Here is a 25,233-nt window from a genome sequence, read left to right on the forward strand (position 1 = left end):
CAAATTTCGTTACATTGTCTGGCTCGCTACTTTATTCAGAGCCATAGGGTCATCTGGTGATACAGATGGTTCACTCAAAGCGGTGAACAGCGCTTCATACGACTTCACGTCGCACGGGCATAAACAAGTTAGCGCCTACCAAGCAAAGCCAAATCGAAGAGACTGATGAACAGGTGTAGATACTGCTGCGAGCTTCGACTTCAGGGCGAAGTTACACGAAGTGGAACTCTTTGAGCGAGAGATAGGGATATCGAACTGGCCGTTAAACATGGACGTTGTTTGAAATCGTAGAGCGCCCAGGGACGGGTCTACAGCGTGCCGAGAGATTACTTGCACGTAAGCACGCTGCAAGCGATAGATAACAATGAAGGTATGACCTTCAAATACACCACTAAATATCAATCCTGCCAGAAGCTAAAATAAAAAATGTAACCACCTTCATTTGAAGACTAACAAACTAGATCCTGAAACTAGTTCAGGATGACAGCTAATGTATAGAAAATGTAATCAATCTTCATTAGAAGGTTAGCGAACTTTGGGGCAAAAATCAGTTTCAAATCCCAACAAGTAAAGCCAAATCGAAGAGACTTATGAACAGGTGTAGATACGGCTGCGAGCTTCGACTTCAGGGCGAAGTTACACGAAGTGGAACTCTTTGAGCGAGAGATAGGGATATCGAACTGGCCGTTAAACATGGACGTTGTTTGAAACCGTAGAGCGGCCAGGGATGACTCTTATTAAATCAAGAGCCAGCGTACCGAGAGATTACTTGCACATAAGTACGCTGCAAGCGATCAATAACCATGAAGGTACAACCTTCAACAGCCTAGCCAATATCAGCTCAGATGGAAACTAAACCAGAAAATGTATTCAGCCTTCATTCGAACACGACTAAAAGTTTAGTTAAACCTATCAATCCGATAATCAGCCAAATCAACGTCTGGTTGTTTGCCTGACATCTGTTGAGCCACTAACTTGGCAGTTATCGCTGACCAGGTCAGTCCTAAATGTTGATGCCCAAATGAGAAAAACACATTGGTGTGATTAGAACAGCCTCCTAATACGGGCAAACTGTCTGGCATAGAAGGTCTGAATCCTAGCCATCGCTCACCGTCACTCGCGTTAGCATCACTGAACAGTTCAGGCAGTAGCGCTTTACCATGGGGAAATAAACAATCAGCGCGGGCGTCAATTAAAGGTGCTTTTAAACCGCCAAATTCAACGGTTCCGGCTAATCGAGTTCCTTCACTCATGGGCGTAATAATGAATTTTCTGTTATAGGAAGCAACGGGCCTCGACAAACTACTTTTTTGCGGCATCATCAAATGGTAACCCCGCTCACATTCAAGCGGCACATTATGACCCAACTGTTTAGCAAAAGGTTTTGACCAAGCACCAGATGCTATAAGCAACTTATCTGCTTTTAATACCTCCCCTGACACCAGATGTAAACTGACCGCTTTGTGTTGGAGCTGATCCGATCCAATTGATTGCAGTTCATCGGTGATCAATTTCCCACCTAATGCCACAAATTTTTTGGCAAATGCATGACACAATTGATAAGGATCGCTTGTATGTCCGACATGGGTAAAGTACAAACCGTGAGTAATAGTGTCACTCAAACTAGGTTCAAGCTCCCTGACCTCTTTGCCATTAAGCATTCTGACTTTAACCCCTGCTTCGCGATAATGTTGAAAGGTCTTTTCAACCTCTGCGACATCTGTTCCTTCAAATACCAGCAGACTACCGTTAAACAGCAGTAAATCTTCGCAACCACAGAAAGTAGCAAGCTCACTGATGGCGGCAATAGAGTGTTGATTAAGTCGCTTAATCGCTTGGCTATTATGGGCTCTTTTAGTCCGTAGCATATTAAACAGGAAACGAATAAACCAAGGAACGGCTTTAACAAAATAGCGAGGTTGAATACGAAATGGCCCTAGCGGGTCGAGTAACATGCCCGGTAATTTAGGTAATAAGCTCGGATCTGCCAGCGGAAATACCTGCTCAGTCGCGAAGTGACCTGCATTCCCCCTAGAGGCGCCCGCAGCCACGCCCTCTTTATCTATAATCTCGACTTGAAAACCCGCTCTTTGCAATTCGATCCCCGCAGTAAGACCCACAATACCGGCACCGATAACGGTTACCCTTTCTTTTACCTTCTGTGGTTGTTCACAACCTTTACTGTCTGTCAGTGTCATCACTCTGTTTGCCTTTCGTTTTATCTCTATGTCGAAATTAATGCTTTAACTCAAGTTCAAGACATTAACGCAGCATAAAGCCTGTTTGAAACTGATCATCAGGATCCATAATAAATTGATGCTGCCCGGTAATGTATGAACGACCCGAGACTTCTGGAATAACGGCTTGTTTGCCGTGAAACTCACTCTTCCTTAAAGCGCTAACAATCATCCTTCCGTCGACAATACTCTCAATCATTAAAGGTTGATTTAACTCGACCTCTCCCTTGGCATGCAACAAGGCAATTCGCGCGGCAACCCCTGTTCCCGTTGGCGATCTATCCACCTCGCCATCAGCAAAAACGCACACATGACGTGAATGTGCTTGTGGATTAGTCACCATGTTTGAGGTGAAAATGATGCCATAGAGAAAACTTAACTCTTTTTCTAACGGATGAATCAATACATGAGACTCCATCACCGCATGTTTAATACGTCTGCCCATATCGATCAGCTGCGATACGTTCTCTCGACCACAACTGATGTCCAATAGGTCAGCATCGACATAGGCATAGTAAGCACCGCCAAAACCAATGTCGTAGTTCACTTCACCAAAACCCTCGACCATGACAGAACAATCTAATGACTCCGCCCATGAGTCTACATTCTCAAAGCTTGCTTTAATCTTACCATCAGCGTCACGCGATGCTTTGGCGGTAATGAGCCCTGCCGGAGTATCGATTTTTATCACTCTAGGCTCATTCTCTAAGCTAATGGTGCCTGTTTCACACATCACTTTAACGAGTGCCAAAATACCATGACCACACATACTGCTATAGCCTTCATTATGCAAAAACAGCACGCCACAATCCGCTCCTGGGGTGACAGCTCTAGTAATGATTGCCCCATACATGTCAGCATGACCTCTAGGTTCATGCATCAACAAGGTGCGATAGTCATCTAAATGTTCCATCAGGTATTGGCGCATCTCCAATATGGTTCGCCCCATAATCTCCGGATAACCAGACATGATGCTCCTTAAGGGTTCCCCTTCTGTGTGGGCATCGAGTGTTATGAATTGTTGACGCTTACTGACAACTTCTGAAGGTAGATTGTTAAGCTTCATGGTGCATCCTTCCATATTTTTTGCATGCAATATATAGTATTTGACATCGACAGATATAACCAATACTAAAAACAGGGTTTTATTTTTTGAATTATTGTATACAATATACTATAGGTTTTTGGGATAATCCAAAATTCGACATAATTCAATCTGTTTATATCTGTATCAAAAGTGAAAGAGGTCTTTAAGATGAAAGTAAATTGGCAAGGTGTTTTCCCAGCAATCTCGACACAGTTTAATGATGACGGTTCGATTAACTACGAATCGAATGCCCGTATGCTGGAGGATCTCATCAATGACGGTATAGACGGTATTATTGCTCTAGGCACCATAGGCGAGAATGCTTCACTGAGCCCGGCAGAAAAGCGCGAGTTTATTAAGCACACGGTCGATACTGTTAAAGGCCGTATTTTAGTCTTGTCTGGTTGTACTGAAAATACTGCCGAGCAAGCAGCCCAGTACGCCCAAGATATCGAAGAGATTGGTGTTGATGGCTTAATGTTACTGCCTGCTATGGTGTATCGCGGCACCGATCGAGAGGTGGTTGCTCACTTCCAGACTGTCGCACGTTCAACTAAGTTGCCTATCATGATCTACAACAACCCTGTTGGTTATGGCATCGATATCAACTTGGAAATGACGGCAACGCTTGCTGAAGAAGACAACATTGTCGCGATTAAAGAGTCCACCACCGATACTCGTCGTTTGACTGAACTACAGTCACGCTTTGGCGATCGTTTCAATATTCTGTGTGGTGTTGATGATATCGCGCTTGAGAGTATCTTCTTAGGGGCAACAGGTTGGATATCTGGTCTCACAAATGTGTTTCCACGTGAATCCGTCACGCTATTCAAGCTAGCCCGTGCGGGTCGTATCGAAGAAGCCCGCGAGATCTACCGTTGGTTTATGCCTTTACTACGCCTAGACACTATCCCGACTTTGGTTCAATGCATTAAGTTTGCTGAACAAATCCTGGGCCGTGGAAGCGAAAATGTCCGTATGCCGCGCATGACGTTAATCGGTGAAGAGCGAGCTTATGTCGAAAACGTCATTCAAGAAGCAATGGCGACACGTATCGATCTTGATAAGTACAACTTAGATTAAGGGTTAACTGCCTGCTTCCTCTTTGAAATAATGGGTGAATGAGTTGAGTCTCTATCACCCATATTCACTGTTTGCCCTACCCAAGAGGAACGGGAAAAATGGAGTAAGATTGAGATGTTAAAAGGAACCTTTTTTTGCGTCGATGCTCACACCTGTGGCAATCCGGTTCGTTTGGTCACCAGTGGCCACCCGGATCTTAAAGGCCGCACCATGAGTGAGAAACGACAAGATTTTCTCAATCAATATGATTGGATCCGCAAAGCATTGATGTTTGAGCCCAGAGGCCACGACATGATGTCGGGGGCATTTTTGTATCCCCCTTGCAGTGACTCTGCTGATGCCTCAATTTTGTTTATCGAAACAAGTGGCTGCCTGCCTATGTGTGGTCACGGCACTATCGGCACCATTACCGCGGCAATTGAGTCAGGTCTACTCACAACCAAAACGCCTGGAAAACTCATTATCGATGTACCAGCAGGTCAGATTAATATCGATTTCCAGCAAACGGATTCCAAAGTTGACTGGGTCAAAATTTACAATGTGCCCGCTTACTTAGCTCACCGTGATGTGATCCTCGATATTCCAGAACTAGGTCCATTAAAAATCGATGTTTCCTACGGCGGCAACTACTACGTCATCGTAGAACCTCAAGCTAACTTCCCAGGATTAAGACATTGGACTGCAGCAGACATTCTGCGCTGGAGCCCTATTGTGCGCCAAATAGCCCATGAGCAGTTAACGTGCGTACACCCTGATGACTCCACGGTTTCAGGGATTTCACATGTGTTATGGACTGGCGACACCATCAGTGAAGGTTCTGACGGAGCTAATGCCGTTTTTTATGGTGACAAGGCTATCGATCGCTCTCCATGTGGCACAGGGACAAGTGCCCGTCTGGCACAACTCTATGCCAAAGGATTGCTTAATGTCGGCGATCAGTACACTCATGAAAGTATTATCGGCAGCCAATTTGTCGGCCGCATAGAGTCGGCAACCACGGTAGGTGAATACCCCGCCATTATGCCAAGCATTCAAGGTTGGGCGCGCATTACCGGTCACAACACCATTATCGTTGATGACAGCGATCCCTACGCCTTTGGCTTTCAAGTGGTATAGCACCTTCACTAATAACTCATTAATTGACACCCTTATTCAGGAATTATTATGACAGACACAATAAAGACAGCAATAACCGGACAACACTTTATCAAGGGTGAATGGATCGGTGAAAAAGGTGCTTTTTCAAGCTTTAATCCAGTAGAAAATGTGCCCTTGAATTGGCAATTTGCCAGTGCATCAAGCCAAGATATCCAGTCAGCAGCAAACGCGGCCAAACAGGCATTCAATCAATACCGCTCAACAACTCCTGAACAACGCGCCAAATTTTTAGAGGCGATAGCCGATGAGATCCAAGCTGACATAGACACCATTACCACAACCGCTCACTTAGAAACGGGTCTGCCTATGGCCAGACTTCAAGGTGAAACAGGCAGAACATGTGGCCAGTTAAGATTATTTGCCAGTACGTTGCGTCAGCCACTTGATCCTAAATTTGTTGATTTGGCTAATCCTGAGCGAGCTCCACTGCCAAAAGCCGACACCCGACTTAGCGTATTGCCATTAGGTCCCGTCGCCGTGTTTGGCGCCTCTAACTTTCCGCTGGCGTTCTCAACAGCAGGCGGTGATACAGCCTCTGCATTAGCGGCAGGTTGCAGTGTTATCGTTAAAGGGCATCCAGCCCATGCAGCCACAAGTGAGTTGGTCACCCGCGCAATCGAAAAAGCCATCACCCGTTGTAATATGCCTGCTGGCGTATTTAGCTTAGTGCAAGGCGCTGCGCCGCAGGTATCAGTTGATCTTGTCAATCAAAGTGCAATTAAAGCGGTGGGTTTCACCGGTTCACTCAAGGTCGGTCGACTCTTAGCTGACTTATGCGCAGCCAGAGCTGAGCCTATTCCTTTTTACGGCGAGCTAGGCTCAACCAATCCACAATTCCTATTAAGCCAGATTTTGTCAGACAAGGCCGAGCAGCTTGCCAGCACCCAAGTACAATCAATGTTGATGGGCCACGGTCAATTCTGTACCAGTCCCGGTGTCATTGTGGCTCAAACAGGCGATGCGTTAAATCGTTACATCGCGACCGTGACGGAAGATATTTCATCTTTAGCCGCATCGGCAATGTTAACGCCAGGCATAGCTGCGACCTATCAAGCACAAATTGATGCGCTATTGAAAAACCCACAGGTTAATTTAATTGCACAGGGACAAGCTGCTAGCGCAAGCCACCAAACCCGCCCCATTGCATTAAGAGTCTCAGCTGAAGCGTATTTAGCCTCACAAGCGCTACAGCAAGAGGTATTTGGTCCATGCGCAATCTTGGTTGAATGTGACACTCAAGCACAGATGCAACAAGTGGCTGATGATTTAGAAGGTCAATTGACCGCGACCATTCATGGAACCGACGCTGAATTGTCACAACATTCGGACTTGATTGAAGCGGTGGCCTACAATGTTGGCCGTCTGATTTTCAACCAAATGCCGACTGGAGTAGAAGTGTGTCATTCAATGAATCATGGCGGCCCATATCCAGCCAGCACGAATAGCCGCAGCACCTCAGTGGGCAGTCAGGCAATGAAGCGCTTTGAGCGCCCTATTTGCTATCAAAATATGCCTGAATCAATTTTACCAAGTGAATTATCACTGTCAGACCCAAAAGTGATGACATTTTAAACTCTGCTTGATTTACCATAAATAAATAGAGGGAAGATAGTTTCCCTTTATTTATATTGACAATAACGGTAATCTTACAAGGATAAAATATAATAACGAATAGCCAAAATTGAAACTATGAGCCGATCAACACCTATTATCCATAAAACTCGCACCCAAGTTGTCGTTGAAGTGCTTAGAGAAAAAATCCTTTCTGGTGATATCGCAGCTGGTGAACCACTTCGTCAAAGTGCATTAGCCGAAGAGTTAAATGTCAGTCGTATTCCTGTTAGAGAAGCCTTACTTCAGTTAGAAGCTGAAGGTTTAGTCAAATTTGAAGCCCACAAGGGCGCGACAGCAACCGTGCTGTCAGTCGAGCAAGTGACTGAGCTGTTCGAGCTCAGAGCCATGATTGAAACAGATCTACTCGCCAAAGCCATACCCAATTTAACCGACGATGATTTTCTTCAAGCTGAAAAAGTGCTTGATGAATTAGAGTCTGCATTTAAGCATGAAGATGCTGTCGCCACTTGGAGTGAGCTAAATACTCGCTTCCATACGAGTTTATATCAGCCAGCAAACCGCCCACACACCTTAGAGGTTGTGCATGGTTTAAATACCAATTGTGATCGTTATATTCGTTTACAGTTACTGCTTGCAGGTGGAATACCTAGAGCTGAACAAGATCACCGTGATCTGCTCAGGTTCTGCAAGAATAAAGAGATAGACAAGGCTGTTGAGCTATTACATGCTCATATTCTGCATGCTGCTAGCGAGATCCGCGATCTTGTCGCTCAACAAGTGGTATAGATCACAGTTGCAGAGCAGACGACTTGTTAAGCTAAATTTACGTTTGATAAGGCAGAGCCAAGGTTCTGCCTTTTTTATTTGAGAGAAAACTAGATGCAGTACGCCACAATTACCGGTTGGGGAAAATGTGTTCCTCCAGCAACACTAACAAACCATGACCTTTCAACTTTCATTGAAACTTCTGACGAATGGATTAAATCACGTACAGGCATCAGTCAGCGTCATATCAGTCATGTAAATACTTCTGAACTTGCCTCTGTGGCCGCGCAGCATGCGCTTGCCGCCGCCGGTATCGAAGGCAGCGACTTAGATATGATCATTTTAGCGACAGCCAGTCCTGATACCTTGATCCCGAATATCGCGTCTACCGTTCAAGCCAACGTTGGCGCTACGTGTGCAGCATTTGATATTAATGCTGCCTGCAGTGGTTTTCTCTACGGTGTCGGCCTTGCAAGTTCACAGATTAAAAGTGGCCAATGCAAGAAAGTACTGGTTATTGGTGCTGAGCGTTTATCTTTCTACTTAGACTGGTCACGTCGTGACACAGCCGTATTATTCGGTGATGGCGCTGGTGCTGTTGTACTTGAAGCCACAGATCAGGAAATTGGTGTACTTGGCTATGAGCTTAACAACGATCCTGCTGGCCGTGATATTCTAAAAGCGGGCTTCGGTACCGCCATGGACAGATTCAGTACTGAATCACTTGAATTCTATATTGAGTTTAACGGTCAAGAGATCTTTAAACGTGCCATCGCAGGCATGGGCAAGCTAAGCAATAAAGTGCTCGATAAGTGCGAGATCAGTAAAGACGATGTTGATTGGGTTATTCCTCATCAAGCCAACGAGCGCATTATTGATACGCTTATCAGCCGTATGAAGATCCCAAAAGAGAAAGCGATCGTCAATATTGCTAACTATGGTAATACCTCTGCTGCCACTATCCCTATTGCTATCTGCGATGCACTAGAGCAAGGGAAGATTAAAGCGGGTCAAACGATTCTGTCTTGTGCTTTCGGTGCGGGTCTCACCTCTGCTGCAGCCTTGATTAAGTGGGGCGACAGAGTTACGCCAATTAATACCAGCGATGCACAGCTACCACCTTGTGATCAAACAGGTGTTGAATTGGTCAGTAAAGCCGTTAAACATTTTTGTGGCTAATCGCTAAGAATGATACCAATCAAAACACCAGCCATTGTGCTGGTGTTTTTGTATCTGCTTTATGATTTGTAATGCGTTGTCGATATCGCGGAGTGAGAACAGTTTAAGAGCTGTAATCTTCAAGGGATGAGCACATAAAACAATGAATGTTACCGCTAATGCACCTTTTTTTGGTTATACATTCTACTATCGGCATTATGCAGAAGGTCTCGTAAACTGTTACCGTCTTTGGGAAACATAGCAACACCAACACTGGCCCTTAATTCAAGCCGCTTACCTTCAATCTCAATATCTTCGTTGAGTGTCGCGCGAATGCTATCGATTAAATCTGCTTTAACCACATCTAAACTGTAATTTTCAAGCACGACCACAAATTCATCACCACCAAACCTAGCCACCAGATCAGAATGGCGGATTTTCTGTTGAATCCTGTTTGCAGCTTCGATTAACACTTGATCGCCCACTTCATGGCCAAAACTGTCGTTAATCGTTTTAAAATTATTGAGATCAATGTAAAGCAGAGCGATAGATTGCTTATTGGCTTTAGCACGTTCAAGAGAGTCTTCGGCGCTGTCTTCAAATAAATGCCGATTGGCCACTTTGGTCAAGCTATCAAATAACGCCATCTCCTTCAGCTTCTCTCTGGTTATCACATGCTCAGCCACTTCGGCCTTTAACCTGAGATTCACTGTGATTGAACGAATATCTTTTTTAGAGACTTTAAGCCCTTTACTGATGAATACCGATGAGCACGACACTAAAAAGAAAATAACCAAGTTTCCAAAAGTGCTATTAATCATAATGAAATACAGCATCACAGGCATCAATACACTCAACACAAACATCATGTAATAAGCGGGTATCATGGAATATTGAAAAATGGCCACACCTATCACAGAGAGATAGATACATAGCAGAAATAACACGGCTGCTTCTTCAACGGGTTTGGGTAGCAGAAAAATAGCCACACCATAAAGTAGACCAATCAGACAACCTAAGACAACTCTATAAATAAGGAATCTGACTAGCGCTTGTCTCTCAGGTTTATGTTTATCGACATGTTTAGAGATGAACATAACGACCATAGCAACAAGCACAGTCGCAAAGAATAGGACATAGGTATCCCTTGTATTACTACCGTAGTAGGAAAGCACAACCGAAATGACAAAGGCACCAAATACCAATACAAGCATGTTTGATATTGAGTAACTGAAAAAACGGTGAACTCGCTCCAGATAGTTCTGTTCATTTTCAGGGCTTGTTGGGTAGTACAGGGACAATATATCTGTATAGGTCAATTCTGCTCACCCTTATAACTGACTCATTCATTTACACAAAGTCAGTTTCTTCTTACCTAAAAATGACTCTCCTTCAATGTACAAAGCTTAGTAGAGGCCACTTTATATTGCCATTACAGAAATATAGCGACTTACAATCAAGAGACAGAGTCATACACGGAAATGGGGGAACAGAGATAATAACAGGAGAAGTGATGAATAACCCAGCCAAGTTACAGTTCCAGACTGGGAATACTCATCAGTACTAGTTGTAGCCGCGAATGTAGGTTGGAGTGACATCATCAGTATTGAATGCTTCACATAAGGAGTTAAAGAGTTCAGTGTTGGTCTTTTTCACCAAAGGTGGAAAAGTATCAAACTGCTCAATTTGATCATTGAGATGATTATTCTGATCATTTTTCAATAAAACTTTCGTACTTTCCATAAATAATGCCCTTGATATCGAGTAAGTGAGTCCGCAAAAATAGCGTGGTTCATCAGATCAACACTTCCAACAATAAAACCAACATCAATTAGGTTTTGAGGAGAGTAAGCTCATGACTCATTGAATACCATAAGCTTAATGACCAGTATGAAACTAAACTCATTTAACAATACTTAACGATCTCAATAAATATAAAACATTCAAACTTAAGTTTTATAATGGTAAAACATAATCACATTTCTTAAAATAGAGTGCTATTTAACCTGAATGCTCTCAAGCTCCTTCGCCAACATCACCTTACCAGTAAAATCTGCTTTTATTATCGCAAGTGACTCATCCAATGTCTTTGTACTACGCAACATAAAATGCGCCAACATCAATTGATTAACCTTTGCCTGCTGCGCTATTTCGCCGATGGTTTGAGGTGTCATATGCAAGCTTTTTTCAACCCGCCCAGCCTCTTGACCAATGGCATTATTTGCCACTAACAGCTGTGTTCCTTCAGCTAAAACAGGCAAATTGCCACTACGACCATTCATATCCCCACTGAAGGTTACTGAGCATTCACCTAAACTCACTCGCCAAGCTAAAGCGGGCACAGGTCCATGAAGTACATTAATGGCTGCAATTGAGAGTTCATCTGTTAATGCTTGTTGCCAGACTTTATTATCAGGCACAATATTATGAGGCTGTATCAAGTAATCAGTCGAAGCTTGCTGCCTAACATTGTCAGATAGATAAGGAAAAGCACTCTTTTGTCTATCATCGAACAGCGCTGAAACAAACTCAGTCGTCGATGGGAAGTTTGCTGCTGAATTGGGGCCAAAAATCCCCAAAGGCTGATCTCTTCCAGTGAAGAAGCCCGCCTTAATATAGACGGGAAGCGCCGCGCTATGGTCCACATGTAAATGCGTCAATAAGATGGCCTGCAAATCATTAAAGTTCGCTGTTGATTGCTCAAAATTCAGTGAGCTACCTCCACCAGCATCGACCATGACACTTCCTTTGCCGTTTATCCAAACCAGAAATGATGTCGATGCCAAGCCATCGTTAATTTCAGGCCCTCCGGCCCCTAATGTTTGTACCTGCATTCCTGCACATTGCTCAATTGGCTGCTGTGATGCAGATAGGTTTGCACTCCACAACATTGCCGTTAGCGCGATAAAACTCAACCCAGCCTTGTTCATAACACTTCCTTTACTGATTGCTATTCGTAAGAATACAGACCTCGTTAACGCTCTTTTTTATTCAATCATAAAAAAATGCCAGTCATTGCTGACTGGCATTTTTCACTTGTACTCGCGGTGAAGAACTTTAGATATTCGCTAAGATTTTATTAACGCTTTCTTTTGCATCACCAAACAGCATCTCAGAGTTCTCTTTAAAGAAGAGTGGATTCTGTACACCAGCATAACCGGTTGCCATCGAACGTTTAAACACCACTACGTTCTCAGCATTCCAGACTTCAAGCACTGGCATACCCGAAATTGGGCTACCAGGCTCTTTCGCTGCTGGGTTAACGGTATCGTTCGCACCGATAACAAGCACGACATCAGTGTTGGCGAAATCATCATTGATCTCATCCATCTCCATCACGATATCGTAAGGAAGTTTAGCTTCAGCCAAAAGCACGTTCATATGGCCAGGCAAACGTCCCGCAACAGGATGAATAGCAAAGCGCACATTAATGCCACGTTTACGCAGCTTTTGAGTCAGTTCAGCAACCGGATATTGAGCTTGAGCAACCGCCATACCATAACCAGGGGCTATGATAACGTTACGTGCATTTTTCAGCATCTCAGCCACATCTGCCGCTTGGGTTTCACGATACTCACCTTGATCTGCATCACTGGCTACCGCAGTGCCACTTTCGGTGCCAAAACCACCTAAGATCACCGAGATAAATGAGCGATTCATCGCTTTACACATAATGTATGAAAGAATCGCACCAGAACTACCGACTAACGCACCGGTAATAATCAATAGATCGTTACCTAGCATGAAACCAGCAGCCGCTGCAGCCCAACCTGAATAAGAGTTAAGCATAGAGACAACCACAGGCATATCTGCGCCGCCAATGGCCGATACCAAGTTGTAACCAAAGACGAAAGCAATTAACGTCATTAGCACTAATGCACTCGTCGCATCTGTTTGCATGTAGTAGATGCCAAGAATAACAGAAGCAACCAGCATACCTAGGTTCAACCAATGTGCACCAGGCAGTGCCTTTGGTGAACTGCTCACTAGTCCACGTAACTTAGCGAACGCCACAACAGAACCTGTAAAGGTCACGCCACCGATAAAGATACCTAAGAAGACTTCGACATCATGAATACCTTTAGCCACAGGATCGATATGCCCCGTCACTGCATCCATTAACGCGCCGTGATCTAATGTGCTTGAGAAACCCACAAGCACTGCAGCCATACCCACAAAACTGTGAAGAATAGCCACTAGCTCAGGCATTTCGGTCATCTCGACTTTCAGTGCTAAACGCACACCGATCGCAGCACCAATCGCCATTGCACCAGTAACAATCCAGCTGTTACCATCAATTTGAGTACTGGCTAGGGTTGCAACAATCGCAATCACCATACCGATAATACCCAAGATATTTCCGCGTTGAGCGGTTTCCTGTTTACTTAAGCCAGCAAGACTGAAGATAAACAGGACTGCGGCAACCAAATAAGCCGCACTTAATAATCCTATAGACATATTCGTCAATCCCCTTAGTCTTTACGGAACATTTTCAGCATACGCTGAGTGACGGTGAAACCACCGGCAATGTTAATAGAGGCGATAAGTATCGCGATACCAGACAAGATCAACACAGCCGTGCTGTCGCTATTCATCTGTACCAGTGCACCAACAACAATAATGCCACTGATGGCATTCGTGACACTCATCAATGGTGTATGCAGTGAATGACTCACGTTCCAAACCACGTAGTAACCAACGACACATGACAGTACAAACACGCTAAAGTGTTGTAGGAAGTCAGCGGGCGCCGAGTTAGCGATAAGCCCAAACAAGCTTGCAGCAACGGCAACCAATACAGGTTTAATCCAAGGATTCTTTTTCTTCTCAACAACCTCAGCAACAGCCTCAGCAGCTTTTGCTTGAGGTTGAGCACTGACCTGTATGACAGGCGGCGGGAATGTGATCTCACCATCTTTAACCGCTGCAACACCACGGATCACTTCATCATCAAAGTTAATCTCATAGTTACCATCTTTCTCAGGTACCATCAGCTTAAGCAGATTAACTAAGTTTGTGCCGTACAACTGACTTGCTTGAGTAGGTAGACGACGTGAAAGCTCGGTATAACCGATAATCGTCACATCGTTAACCACAGCCACTTCACCAGGCACTGTTAGTTCACAGTTACCGCCATTCGCTGCCGCAAGATCAACAATCACGCTGCCAGGTTTCATCAAGCCGACCATGTCAGCTAAAATTAATTTTGGTGCAGGCTTACCCGGAATAAGTGCCGTGGTAATAATAATATCAACGTCTTTGGCTTGTTCACGGAACAAGGCCATCTCTGCGTCAATAAACTCTTTACTCATGACTTTGGCATAACCATCACCAGCGCCTGATTCCTCTTCGAAGTCGACTTCTAAGAATTCAGCGCCCATGGAGTTGATCTGCTCTTTCACTTCAGGTCGAGTATCGAAAGCGCGAACAATAGCACCTAAGCTACCAGCGGCGCCTAAAGCAGAAAGACCTGCAACACCAGCGCCAATGATCAACACTTTCGCTGGCGGTACTTTACCTGCAGCCGTAATTTGACCAGTAAAGAAACGACCAAAATGATTAGCCGCTTCAATCACTGCGCGGTAACCATCTACGTTAGCTAATGAGCTACGAGCGTCGAGTGATTGGGCACGTGAAATACGCGGCACCATGTCCATAGCGAGTAGGTTTATGCCTTTCGCTTTAAACTTCTCTAACAGTTCAGGATTTTGAGCTGGCCATACAAAACTTGCGACTGTCGCACCGGCTTTCATTAGATCGGTTTCGTCAACGCCAGTGTCAGCATTAATAGTGGGCGCATTGACTTTCAATATGAGATCAGCTTGAAACGCTTCTTCGAGGCTAACAATCTCAGCACCCGCTTCTTGATACGCTTCATCTTTGAACTTTGCAGCCTCTCCGGCACCGCGTTGCACAACAACACTGAAACCTAATTTCTTAAGCTGAATCACAGTGGCTGGGGTCGCGGCTACCCGGCTCTCCTGATTAAGGATCTCCCTTGGTATTCCGATTTGCATAGTGTTTTCCTGGTGTCGATAGTGATGTTCTCTACTGCGATTAACACGAGTTTTACTCGGTAATGCATTAGCAATTTTTTATAATCGTCTATGACAAAGCAATAGATAGGGTCATTGCCGCCGTAAATATTATTCAGGCGCGCCATAGAGCTTATCAACAATACCAAGATATTAAGGTTATGGCTCAATAATTTTTAATAATTGAGTATAAGGTCAATTATTTTCAGGAAGATGTTTGATAGTGGCTGGCTGTCAATCTTATTATGCTATTAGTTATTCACTATTGTTATCAGATTCATCCACATAGATAGGGAAAATAGAGGCCCAGTAGTCAGTAGATGTCGATGAGGTTATGCGGATTAAATGTCCAGCTCAGCTTCGTCCCAATATAAGCTTTGATTAAAATGAATCGCAAGCCGTTTGTTTAAGTCATTAAAGCTGGGCAACGATTCCTCCTTACCACTTAAGCAAGACCAAACAAATCGATGACAATTATTATCGAAGAGATCGTATTCACGGTAGGTAAAAATAGCCTGCTCCGCTTTTGCCAACATAGCGGGTTCAACCAACACCTGATGATCATGACTACAAGCCACGAATATTTTGCTCCCAGTACGACCAGCTAGAAAACGTTTAGTTGAAACTGCTCTGACCAAGCCACTGCCATGCAGCTCTATTAAGGTATGCTCATCCAACCAAATCCCAGTGTGCTCTATCAATCCATAAACAAAACAACAGACAATGGATCCTGGTTGTGGCTTCACTTTACTATTCCCTGTCTGCCACGCACTGGGCGAAAGTGCAGCAGTCTCACACTCCTCAAGTGTTTTTGGTGCAACCCCACGGCGTCGATTTAAGGTTAATTGGTGACGTTTTTCGCGCTCATCAGCCAAAAGAATAGCGCCCAATGCAGCACTGCCGAGCCAAAGTAAAGGTAATGCCATAAGCCTGCTCCCGAATATGTAGCTAAAAAATGAGGATTAATACCAATCTAGGAAATATTACTTAGGAATGACATACAACAAATGTAACTAAATCTACCAAGATAACCAATCTCGCTAAAGTGCCCGGCTCAACAAGCGTATTCACCACATCGTTTCCCGCCGACTTCGCGTTAAATTGCTAAAAGCTTAAGTGTCCACTAGCTTTAATTAAAAGAACCTAACAACATCATTTAAAAGTTTAATAATATTCAATTATTTAAGGATGAGTCGTTGGATTTAAAAGGCAAACATGACCCTATGACAAGCCAAGATCCTGATTTGTTGAAAACCATTGAAGTGCTTACCCGCAAAGCGCACAGAGAGCGTTGTGCACGAATAGAAGCTGAAAAACTACTTAATGAAAAAAGTCGGGAACTCTATGTTGCAAAACAAGAGGTCGAAGCCTCTCTATTCAGTGTTCAACAACAATCCAACCAAGATACCGCCCTAATCAAATTAAAAAGTTACCTAGAATCTATCCTACTGGCGTTTAACCAAACTTTTTTGCAACACCCTCTCTCAGATAAATTATTACAACGATTAATGGAGGAACTCTCAGGAATAAACCACATAGAGTCAAGCAAGCTGATCTTTAATACAGAATTGGAAACTGGGCATCAAAGCCGCTTTTCAGCAGGCCTCATCCAAGATCAAAGCACTGAGTCAGTAAGCTCGAATAGACAACTCGTGGTTAATCTAGGAGCTGACAAGCACACTTTGGGTGCACTTTACATCACCTTGAGTGTTCCATTGACTTGGCTTGACGCCATTGAAAAACAGCTACTCCTATTTGCAGATATGATATTTGCAGCCCATCAAAGACAAGCCTTGTTAGATAAAACGCTGGCGCAAAAACGCAGAGCTGAACAATCTGAGCGTTCAACCAAAGATTTTGTGGCCATGATCAATCATGAATTGAGAACACCTCTGAATGGTTTATTGGGTAATACTGAACTCTTGATTGAGACACCGATGAGTGACTATCAAGAAAAACTCGTCAACAACATGTTCCAATCTGGGGAGCTGCTTAAGGTCATCATCAATGACCTACTCGATATCAGTAAAATCAATGCAGGAATGCTGGAATTACACGAAGTGATATTTTCACCGGTGCAATTATGTAAAGTTATCCAAGATACATTTTCAGCACAGGCCAGTGAAAAAAAATTAGATTTCGATTTTACTATTGACCCCGATACACCTCATTACCTCATCGGCGATTCCGATAGAATTAAGCAGCTGTTTGTTAACCTCATCGGCAATGCCATCAAATTTACCGAGAAGGGAAAGATCTCAGTCAAGCTTGATTGGCACCAATCTTCATTTAGGTTTGTGGTGTCCGATACTGGATGTGGTATTCCCGAAGAAAATTTAACCACGCTTTTCGACCCTTTTACTCAAGTCAACAACCGCAGTAATCGTCTCTATGAAGGCACAGGTTTAGGATTAACCATCTGCAAACTGCTGGTTAATGAGATGCACGGACAGGTAGATATTGAAAGTAAACTGAATGCCGGGAGTAGTTTCACCGTCGCTTTACCGCTGAAGATCTCGGCTCCTCAGAAGGCCATTTTGCAACCCGAATTTAACTACACCACTTTCGACTCGTTAAAAATCTTAGTGGTTGAAGATAGCCACATCAATCAAGTACTCATAAAGATGATGCTAGCCAAACTAAATATTCCTCCCTACATTGTTGATAATGGGCAAGAAGCAATCGACTTTTTGAGCAACACTCAGGTTGACATTGTCTTTATGGACTGCCGAATGCCCATTGTTGACGGTTATCAAGCCACAAGAGAGTTACGCAAACAAAATTACACCAAACCTATCATCGCCCTCACAGCAGGGACGACATCAACAGAAATTGAGCAATGTAAGCAGTGTGGAATGGATGATATTGTCCGTAAGCCCTATAAAATAGACGACTTAAAAGTCGTCTTGATGAAATGGAATCCCCTTAATACGCTCAACGAGCCCGTTTAGTTAAGAGAGTACTTCAGCAACACTGACTTTGTCTCCCTGACCTATTGCACTTATCTGTGCAAGTAACAGCTCTCCACAAGCGATGGCATCGATCAGCGCATTGTGGGCTGCATATACAGGTAAACCATAACGTTCGCGGCTCGCACCAAGCCGTAATGCCCCCTCTTTAAGCACTTCATGTTGACGCATTAATCTGCGTTTCTCTAATCCCAAGGTATCAATGGCCATCAATTTCACTGTTTGATGAAAATGCACTGACAACCCTTTTTGTAAAAAAGCCAAATCTAACGGAGAGTGATGTGCGACCAATATCTGTCCATGGCATTTGTCGGCAAACCACGCCATTGCGACTTCTGGAGAAACCGCCCCATCAAGATGATGATCTAAGATGCCGTGAATCGCCGCACTTTGTCCGACGCTCCCTTCAATTTTAACCAGCTTATGCTCAGCTTTTGACAAGATAAGCCGACCATTTTCTATGGGCACAATACCAATGCTCAGTATCTGATCAAACTGAGCATCTAACCCCGTCATCTCAAGATCGATCGCCAACAAAGGCGCCTCCATAACATTGGTGGCTAATATCGCTTTTTGAGCAAGGTAATAAGCCTTAAGACGTTCACTCTTCGCTCTCAATGCACGCCAGAAAAGTCTAACCTTTAGCAGATTCAGAGACAGCAATTCAGAAACTCCGGGTAAATTTAAGCTTTATGCCGGACTGAGCATCATGTACCACCTTAAAGGCATCCCTTAATTGATGCCGCACCAAAGACGACAGGTGTTTTGGTTGAAGGTAATTAGAGATAGGTAAGGCATGAGTGTATTGATAGCCCTGATTTGATAATCGCATATGGGCAATAAACTCGTGGGCATCAACAAGGTTAAGTGCATCTTTACGATTAATAATATCTTGCTCCATCAAAGCACGGATCCGTTTAGCCGTATTGACCTCTTTAATCCCAGCCGATAATGCATAAACTCGGGCGATATCATTAATTAACGCGTTGCCTTTATGCTTCAGATCGATCCCCTTCACTTCAGAACCATCGCGTTCAAGCACAAACTTTTTAAAAAAGCCCAAAGGCGGTGACTCTACCAGTGAGTTATTGGCCATCCCCGCGAGAAAAATATCGTTACCTTTGGTATTGGCTAACACCTTATCTTGCAAACTGTCGAACAGGGAACTTGGGCCAAAAACAGATCGCATATCGAAAAAGATACTGGCATGCATCAAGGCTTTTGGCTCGGGAGTATCAACCCATCTGGCAAACTTACTTTGCCACTGAGACAAACTCATTCGCCACTTAGGATTTTGCGCCATGATATCCCCTGGGCAATAGATGTACCCGCACTGATCTAAGCCACTACATACCGCCTTGGTTAATGCCTCAAAATAGCCAGACGCTGCTTCATCAGGTTCATGTGCCAAGAGTAATCCATTATCTTGATCTGAACATGCAGCCTGATCTTGGCGTCCTTGAGAGCCAAACGCTAACCAGCAAAACGCCATTGGCGCTTCTCCCAGTAACGCTTGGTTCAATATGATCAATCTACGCGTCAGCGCATCTGTCACCGACGTTAACACGCGGCCTATCTCTTCCGCTCTGGCATCTGCGCTGATTAAGTTCTGCAAAAGCAAAGGGATCTGTTTACTGACTGAAATAAGACTATCTAAGTTACTCTGGCGCTCTATTTCACCAATCAAGAGTAAAGGTTGAGAACTTTGTCCTCGTAAAATGTCGGTACTGGTCAGCACCCCCACCGCTCTCTCATCATCGACAATGGGCAGATGATGAATACCGTGCTCACTCATCAAAAGCATGGCTTCAAACACCAATGCATTAGAGCTGAGTACTTTGGGTTGTGTTGTCATGGCTTGATGCACAGGTAAGCTGCCATCTTGTCCTTCGGCCAACACGCGATTACGCAGATCTCTGTCGGTTAAAATACCGCACAACTTGTGGTTATCGATCACCAATACTGAAGACACTCTGCGCTCTCGCATCTTTCTCGCCGCCTCACAGACAGAAGCATTTACATCGATAATCAAAGGATTATTAGACATTAATGCACTGACTCGGCTGGTTGTGGTTAACTCTTTGGCTTTAAACCTAGCCTGATGACGAAGCCGTTTTGCAAAAGCACGATTAAAAAACCGATCAAACTGCCGACTCTCAACACGCAAATAATCGAAAGTATCTGGATCCAGGTGATAGACCAACCCATCTTCTAAAATGCGCACCCGGTTACTGACTTTCTCTCCGGATAAAAGTGAAGGAAAACCAAAATAATCCCCCTCACCTAAACGATCCAGTAACTCGCCATCATCACTTCTCACCTCAAAAGCGCCACTGCGAACAATATAAAGCTGTGGGTCAGTTTCATCTAAGGGGACAAATGTTGAAGCTTTACTGTAATAGCCGACACTTAAGCTTTTACAGCATCGTGCCAATGTTGAATGAGACAAGCTATCAAAGGGCACGAGTCCCTGAATAAAATCGGTAATGGGTTGAAGCTCACTTGTATCCATAGATCGACTACCACAATGTTAAGTAATAAAACCATACCAAATTCAAGCTGATGCAGATATTCGACTAATGGCTTAAGAGATTGTATCGAAAAAAAGAGCGCCGAAGCGCTCTTTTTGTAAAGTGAATACAATCACTAACTAGTGGTCGTGTGCTTCGCCAGACCCTTTAGGGAAACGAATCGACTCAACCATAGCAACAACATCATCAGGAACTGCAGTGGTGAATTTACTAACCGAAAATGCAACACCAAAGTTCACTAACATACCTAACATACCGATACCTTCTGGTGAAATACCCATGAACCAGTGATCCGCATTGTTAATCTCTGGGTTCATGAACTTAAAGAACACAATGTACGAAGCGGTAAACAGCAGGCCAATAACCATACCGGAGATAGCGCCCTCTTTATTCATGGTCTTAGAGAAGATACCCATGATAATCGCAGGGAACAGTGATGATGCCGCTAAGCCGAAGGCTATGGCCACCACTGCCGCAACAAAGCCTGGCGGATTAATCCCGAAGTACCCCGCCATCACAATTCCCAGAGCCGCAGCAATACGTGCAAACATCAGCTCTTTCTTATCGGAGATATCTGGCATTAAGTTTTTCTTCAACAAGTCATGAGATACCGACGTTGAGATAACCAAGAGCAGACCCGCAGATGTTGATAGTGCCGCCGCTAAGCCACCCGCTGCAACCAGTGCAATAACCCAAGCTGGAAGATTGGCAATTTCAGGCGTAGCCAATACCATGATATCGCGGTCAATCTTCATCTCATTGGTAGGGCCTTTAGCATAATAAATCTTGCCATCGTCATTCTTATCATCCCAAGTAATAAGCCCTGTTTTCTCCCAGTTCTTAATCCATTCAGGCGCGGTTTCATACGCGACACCTGTCGACTCAGGACCATTAATGGTTTCAATCATGTTCACACGAGAGAAAGCAGCCAATGCAGGAATAGTGGTGTACATAATCGCGATAAAAACTAATGCCCAACCTGCAGAGATACGTGCATCTTTCACACGAGGAACAGTGAAGAAACGAACAATAACGTGTGGCAGACCCGCAGTACCAAACATTAATGCACCTGTGATAAAGAACACATCAATCATGCTCTTAGAGCCTTCAGTGTACTGAGAGAAACCCAGCTCCGCAGATAGACCATCTAGCTTATCGAGCAGATAAACCCCGGTACCATTACCCGCAGCATCAATCAGTTCTGCACCAAAACCAATTTGTGGTAACACGTGACCCGTCATCATCACAGAGATGAAAATAGCGGGCACCATGAAAGCAAAAATAAGCACACAATATTGAGCAACCTGAGTGTAAGTGATCCCTTTCATGCCACCAAGAACCGCATAAAAGAAGACCACAGCCATGCCTATATACACCCCGGTTTCGACATCCACCTCAAGGAAACGAGAGAACACCACGCCGACACCACGCATCTGCCCTGCAATATAAGTGAAACAGATAAAGATGGCGCAAATAACGGCCACTGTACGTGCCGCCTGAGAGTAATAACGGTCACCAATAAAGTCTGGTACCGTAAACTTGCCAAATTTACGTAGGTAAGGAGCCATACACAGTGCAAGCAGTACGTAACCGCCCGTCCAGCCCATCAGATAAACCGAACCATCATAGCCGGTAAATGACACAATACCCGCAAGCGAGATAAATGATGCAGCAGACATCCAATCGGCCGCTGTTGCCATACCGTTCATCACAGGATGGACACCGCCACCTGCAACATAAAATTCTTTCGTCGAGCCCGCTCTGGACCAGATCGCAATGCCGATATATAGGGCAAACGTTACGCCCACAATTAAATACGTTAGAGTTTGTACATCCATCTCACCGCTCCTTATCTAGGTTAAATGTTAGTCTTCGTGAACATTGTATTTTTTGTCTAATGCATTCGCTTTAACGACATAGACAAAAATCAGTGCCACAAACACGTACATTGCACCCTGTTGTGCAAACCAGAATCCTAATTTGAAGCCCATGAAATGAAACTCATTGAGCACATCTACTAATAAAACACCGCAGCCAAATGATACCGCTGCCCATATGACCAATAAACCAAGCACTAAGCGTAAATTCTCGCGCCAATACCCTTCTGCTTTGTCGTTGCTTTCAAAACTCATAGCGACTCCTCTGTGATAATTTTTTTATTTAAGTCATCGTTAATCTATCAAGCAAAAATACAACAACAATCGCGACCTTAGTCTAACGCCAACGGTAACTTTAGTATTAACCCATAAGTTAAACATTATTTAACAACCACTTATAGGCTTACGTACACGTCAACACGTTGCTAATTTAGTCATCAATCTTAGACTAAGGTAGAAGAGAAATTATGTGTGGCTGTTTGTAGCGCGTCGCTTGGTTTGGGAATTCGTTTCGGATGGTTTGGGAAATGAAGTCAGCTTAAAATCAAATAAACCCACAAAATCTAGCAATTTATCAGTTCGGATGGTTTGGGAAAATGTTTGAGCTACGGCACGTAGCTAGATTTTTAGAGGATATTGATTACTTTTCACATGCCCTACTCGCGTTCAAATCTAGTTTTTGAATCGATTTAAACCCTCTTTAAACGGAGTTTAATCCTTCTTGTTTATTCTGCTATAAGTGATCACTCTAAGCCATTTCTGCCCCAAAGTTTGTTAGAAGTATCATTTTGCTAAATACGCATTGGCCTATTTGCATTACTTTATCTCATCAGTTGGAAAGAGCTGATAAACAGTGTTTATACAGTATTATTTAGCTTTTGTGTCACATATCAGAGGACACTCCAGCTATGTTCACTAATGTCTATTGAGTAAAAGTGCTAAGTACCGTAAATTCAATAGAATAAAAGAAATTATGCACGCTTTTTTAGACTGTATGAGTCAAGAAAAAACGTGTATTCTCGTTTTGACTGGTCTAACCCGTGAAACAGCGTAACGCATAAATATTATGACTTTAGATTAATTATTGTGACTACAAATTAGCAGAGACAACATGGATATATTAACGGCATATAAGATTTCTGTATCTAATCGTGTATTAAAATCTTTTTTAGATCATACCTACGTTGAAAGCAGCAAAGGTCAAAAATGGGAATGTTTTGGTGCGGCAAAAGGTGGTTCGCCTTGTGCTGAGGGGATGGGTGATTCTGATATTTCAGAATGTATTTCTCAGGGAAATGTAGGTATACGTTATGGAGTGACAGGTGTATGCCACCAAGCAACCAATCGGCTTTTATCTCCTTCTAATGTGAGATTAGACAGTAATGTACGTGGTTATTTCCTATCATATGCTACTTATGGTGAGTTTGGCCTTGATCATAATGAATGGATAGAGAGACAAAGTAAGTGTGAGGTAGCTGACCATAGATTAAATAATTATCCTCTGCTTGAAGCACTACTACTTCAAAAGGCTTCTGTACTTCATTCCAGCCCTAACGTTGCATTTGACCCTAACTTAAACTTAAGCCAAGTTCATAAGTCAGAAGTGATTTCGCTAACTAAGCACTGGAAACTAAAATTCTTAGATCATGCTATAGACTTTGTTAAGTCAAATTTGTTAGCGCAGCACTATGTCTATAAAGTAAACCAAGATGCGAATACTTATGTTCACAAAATTGCAAATAATATTGGGTATACAAATTGCGCTGCTTTAATGGGGCAACGACTTACTCCTTTAACAATCGTGCAGTTACTGGAGAACGACAAAATCGAGTAATTAGTTGTTTAAGAGTGGGCAGCAATACGTTGTGCATAGTGGTTAAGGTTGTTACCTGAGGTTTCAGTATTGCGTTGCCGTACCTTAATGGGTACTACTTCATATCCAGTTAACATGCATTTACCAATGCCCCAAATCCCTGATTACCCTATAGCTCGTTGGAAAAGGAAGTGGTATAACGGATTTGCTCGAAATTGAGATAATTATGGCGTCAAAGGATGCGTAAAATGAGCTTTCTACGCATCGACAATTTTGTGATAAGATATAAAATCCTTATATATCAACCCACTAAAAGATATTGAAAAGTGTGTGTATACCTCGTAAACAAAGACGCATTCTTTCTCCGGCAGTATTTTAGCACGTTTACCTATTAATAATAAATATTCGATTTACAACAATGACTTAGCAATGGTATCTTTGGTATGTGAATTGAGCAGCCTGGAACGTTATCGTGCTGCTATTGAATAAGCTGTTAAGTTTTAAATATGAATGAATTCGAGTCTTGGAATAAAAAGAATGGTGTGTTTGGTCTCCAATTACCGGATGGGTGGTTTGGTCGCCCCTTTGATAATCAGCACCGAACTACGCTCACCGTAGATCGAGATAATAAGTTGATTCTAGAATTAGATAATCAATTGTATCTTGTTTTTACTAAGCCTCTGAAAGTTGAGGTGTCGGGTAATGATTTTATTATATCTTCTTTCAAACAGCTTGTTTTTGACTATCAAGGCTATGGCGATATGAAAGCACATAGTAAAGTATACAACTCAGGGGTAGTAACACTTGCTTCTTACTCTTGGTAAAAACATAATCGGGTAGCCGGAGGTATCTAACCTCCAGCCCCCACACCACCCTGCATGCGGCTCCGCACAGGGCGGTTCATTTAGAACACCTAATTCATTTTCTGATTAGGATATTGAACTG

The 25,233-nt window shown here is 43.5% G+C and carries 20 protein-coding genes; 8 read left to right on the forward strand and 12 right to left on the reverse strand.

Annotated elements, in window-relative coordinates; genetic code table 11:
* Positions 1–899: 899 nt before the first annotated feature.
* Both FN961_RS24850 and FN961_RS24855 read right to left on the reverse strand, forming a co-directional pair.
* On the reverse strand, positions 900–2,198 hold the full coding sequence (locus FN961_RS24850; RefSeq protein ID WP_144042853.1) for an NAD(P)/FAD-dependent oxidoreductase: 1,299 nt from the start codon (positions 2,196–2,198) through the stop codon (positions 900–902).
* A 64-nt stretch (positions 2,199–2,262) separates the two neighbouring features.
* Positions 2,263–3,303, reverse strand: coding sequence for a proline racemase family protein (locus FN961_RS24855; protein ID WP_144042835.1), 1,041 nt, complete (start codon positions 3,301–3,303; stop codon positions 2,263–2,265).
* Positions 3,304–3,492: 189 nt separating this feature from the next.
* Here FN961_RS24855 and dapA point away from each other — a divergent pair, with 189 nt between their 5' ends.
* The 5 genes from dapA (at position 3,493) to FN961_RS24880 (ending at position 9,084) form a co-directional block, all read left to right on the forward strand.
* Positions 3,493–4,407 (forward strand): 4-hydroxy-tetrahydrodipicolinate synthase, encoded by a 915-nt coding sequence (gene dapA / locus FN961_RS24860; RefSeq protein ID WP_144042836.1) that lies wholly within the window; start codon positions 3,493–3,495, stop codon positions 4,405–4,407.
* A gap of 114 nt (positions 4,408–4,521) precedes the next feature.
* The gene (locus FN961_RS24865) at positions 4,522–5,523 is read left to right on the forward strand and encodes a 4-hydroxyproline epimerase (protein ID WP_144042837.1); all 1,002 of its coding nucleotides are present in this window, start codon (positions 4,522–4,524) and stop codon (positions 5,521–5,523) included.
* Positions 5,524–5,571: 48 nt separating this feature from the next.
* Positions 5,572–7,137, forward strand: a complete 1,566-nt coding sequence (locus tag FN961_RS24870) for an aldehyde dehydrogenase (NADP(+)) (protein WP_144042838.1) — start codon at positions 5,572–5,574, stop codon at positions 7,135–7,137.
* A 117-nt stretch (positions 7,138–7,254) separates the two neighbouring features.
* The gene (locus FN961_RS24875) at positions 7,255–7,926 is read left to right on the forward strand and encodes a GntR family transcriptional regulator (protein ID WP_144042839.1); all 672 of its coding nucleotides are present in this window, start codon (positions 7,255–7,257) and stop codon (positions 7,924–7,926) included.
* Positions 7,927–8,019: 93 nt separating this feature from the next.
* A complete protein-coding gene (locus FN961_RS24880; RefSeq protein ID WP_144042840.1) occupies positions 8,020–9,084 on the forward strand; it encodes a ketoacyl-ACP synthase III in 1,065 nt (354 codons plus the stop codon).
* 155 nt (positions 9,085–9,239) lie between these two features.
* On the opposite strand, the gene FN961_RS24885 is transcribed toward FN961_RS24880, so the two are convergent.
* The 6 genes from FN961_RS24885 to FN961_RS24910 all read right to left on the reverse strand — a co-directional run bounded on the left by FN961_RS24885 (position 9,240) and on the right by FN961_RS24910 (position 16,024).
* Entirely contained in the window at positions 9,240–10,382 is a 1,143-nt protein-coding gene (locus FN961_RS24885; RefSeq protein ID WP_144042841.1) for a GGDEF domain-containing protein, read from the reverse strand.
* Positions 10,383–10,626: 244 nt separating this feature from the next.
* Entirely contained in the window at positions 10,627–10,806 is a 180-nt protein-coding gene (locus tag FN961_RS24890; RefSeq protein WP_144042842.1) for a hypothetical protein, read from the reverse strand.
* 254 nt (positions 10,807–11,060) lie between these two features.
* Complete coding sequence (locus FN961_RS24895; RefSeq protein ID WP_144042843.1) at positions 11,061–11,993, reverse strand: MBL fold metallo-hydrolase; 933 nt, start codon at positions 11,991–11,993, stop codon at positions 11,061–11,063.
* Positions 11,994–12,120: 127 nt separating this feature from the next.
* Positions 12,121–13,521, reverse strand: a complete 1,401-nt coding sequence (pntB, locus tag FN961_RS24900) for a Re/Si-specific NAD(P)(+) transhydrogenase subunit beta (protein ID WP_144042844.1) — start codon at positions 13,519–13,521, stop codon at positions 12,121–12,123.
* Positions 13,522–13,535: 14 nt separating this feature from the next.
* Positions 13,536–15,080: a Re/Si-specific NAD(P)(+) transhydrogenase subunit alpha gene (locus FN961_RS24905; RefSeq protein ID WP_144042845.1), complete on the reverse strand. Its 1,545-nt coding sequence runs from the start codon at positions 15,078–15,080 to the stop codon at positions 13,536–13,538.
* Between the two features lie 359 nt (positions 15,081–15,439).
* Complete coding sequence (locus FN961_RS24910; protein ID WP_144042846.1) at positions 15,440–16,024, reverse strand: hypothetical protein; 585 nt, start codon at positions 16,022–16,024, stop codon at positions 15,440–15,442.
* A gap of 270 nt (positions 16,025–16,294) precedes the next feature.
* Here FN961_RS24910 and FN961_RS24915 point away from each other — a divergent pair, with 270 nt between their 5' ends.
* Complete coding sequence (locus FN961_RS24915; RefSeq protein WP_280525073.1) at positions 16,295–18,049, forward strand: ATP-binding protein; 1,755 nt, start codon at positions 16,295–16,297, stop codon at positions 18,047–18,049.
* On the opposite strand, the gene FN961_RS24920 is transcribed toward FN961_RS24915, so the two are convergent.
* From FN961_RS24920 to FN961_RS24935, 4 genes are all read right to left on the reverse strand, one after another.
* Positions 18,050–18,727 (reverse strand): exonuclease domain-containing protein, encoded by a 678-nt coding sequence (locus tag FN961_RS24920; RefSeq protein ID WP_185972883.1) that lies wholly within the window; start codon positions 18,725–18,727, stop codon positions 18,050–18,052.
* Positions 18,728–18,731: 4 nt separating this feature from the next.
* A complete protein-coding gene (locus FN961_RS24925; protein ID WP_144042848.1) occupies positions 18,732–20,579 on the reverse strand; it encodes a DUF294 nucleotidyltransferase-like domain-containing protein in 1,848 nt (615 codons plus the stop codon).
* A gap of 138 nt (positions 20,580–20,717) precedes the next feature.
* Entirely contained in the window at positions 20,718–22,436 is a 1,719-nt protein-coding gene (locus FN961_RS24930) for a sodium:solute symporter family protein (RefSeq protein ID WP_144042849.1), read from the reverse strand.
* A 27-nt stretch (positions 22,437–22,463) separates the two neighbouring features.
* Positions 22,464–22,730, reverse strand: coding sequence for a DUF4212 domain-containing protein (locus FN961_RS24935; protein WP_144042850.1), 267 nt, complete (start codon positions 22,728–22,730; stop codon positions 22,464–22,466).
* A gap of 856 nt (positions 22,731–23,586) precedes the next feature.
* Here FN961_RS24935 and FN961_RS24940 point away from each other — a divergent pair.
* Together FN961_RS24940 and FN961_RS24945 are read left to right on the forward strand one after the other, a co-directional pair.
* Positions 23,587–24,309 (forward strand): hypothetical protein, encoded by a 723-nt coding sequence (locus FN961_RS24940; protein WP_144042851.1) that lies wholly within the window; start codon positions 23,587–23,589, stop codon positions 24,307–24,309.
* A 485-nt stretch (positions 24,310–24,794) separates the two neighbouring features.
* Complete coding sequence (locus FN961_RS24945; RefSeq protein WP_144042852.1) at positions 24,795–25,112, forward strand: hypothetical protein; 318 nt, start codon at positions 24,795–24,797, stop codon at positions 25,110–25,112.
* Positions 25,113–25,233 lie beyond the last annotated feature (121 nt).

The sequence above is a fragment of the Shewanella hanedai genome (assembly GCF_007197645.1).
GTDB lineage: Bacteria > Pseudomonadota > Gammaproteobacteria > Enterobacterales > Shewanellaceae > Shewanella > Shewanella hanedai.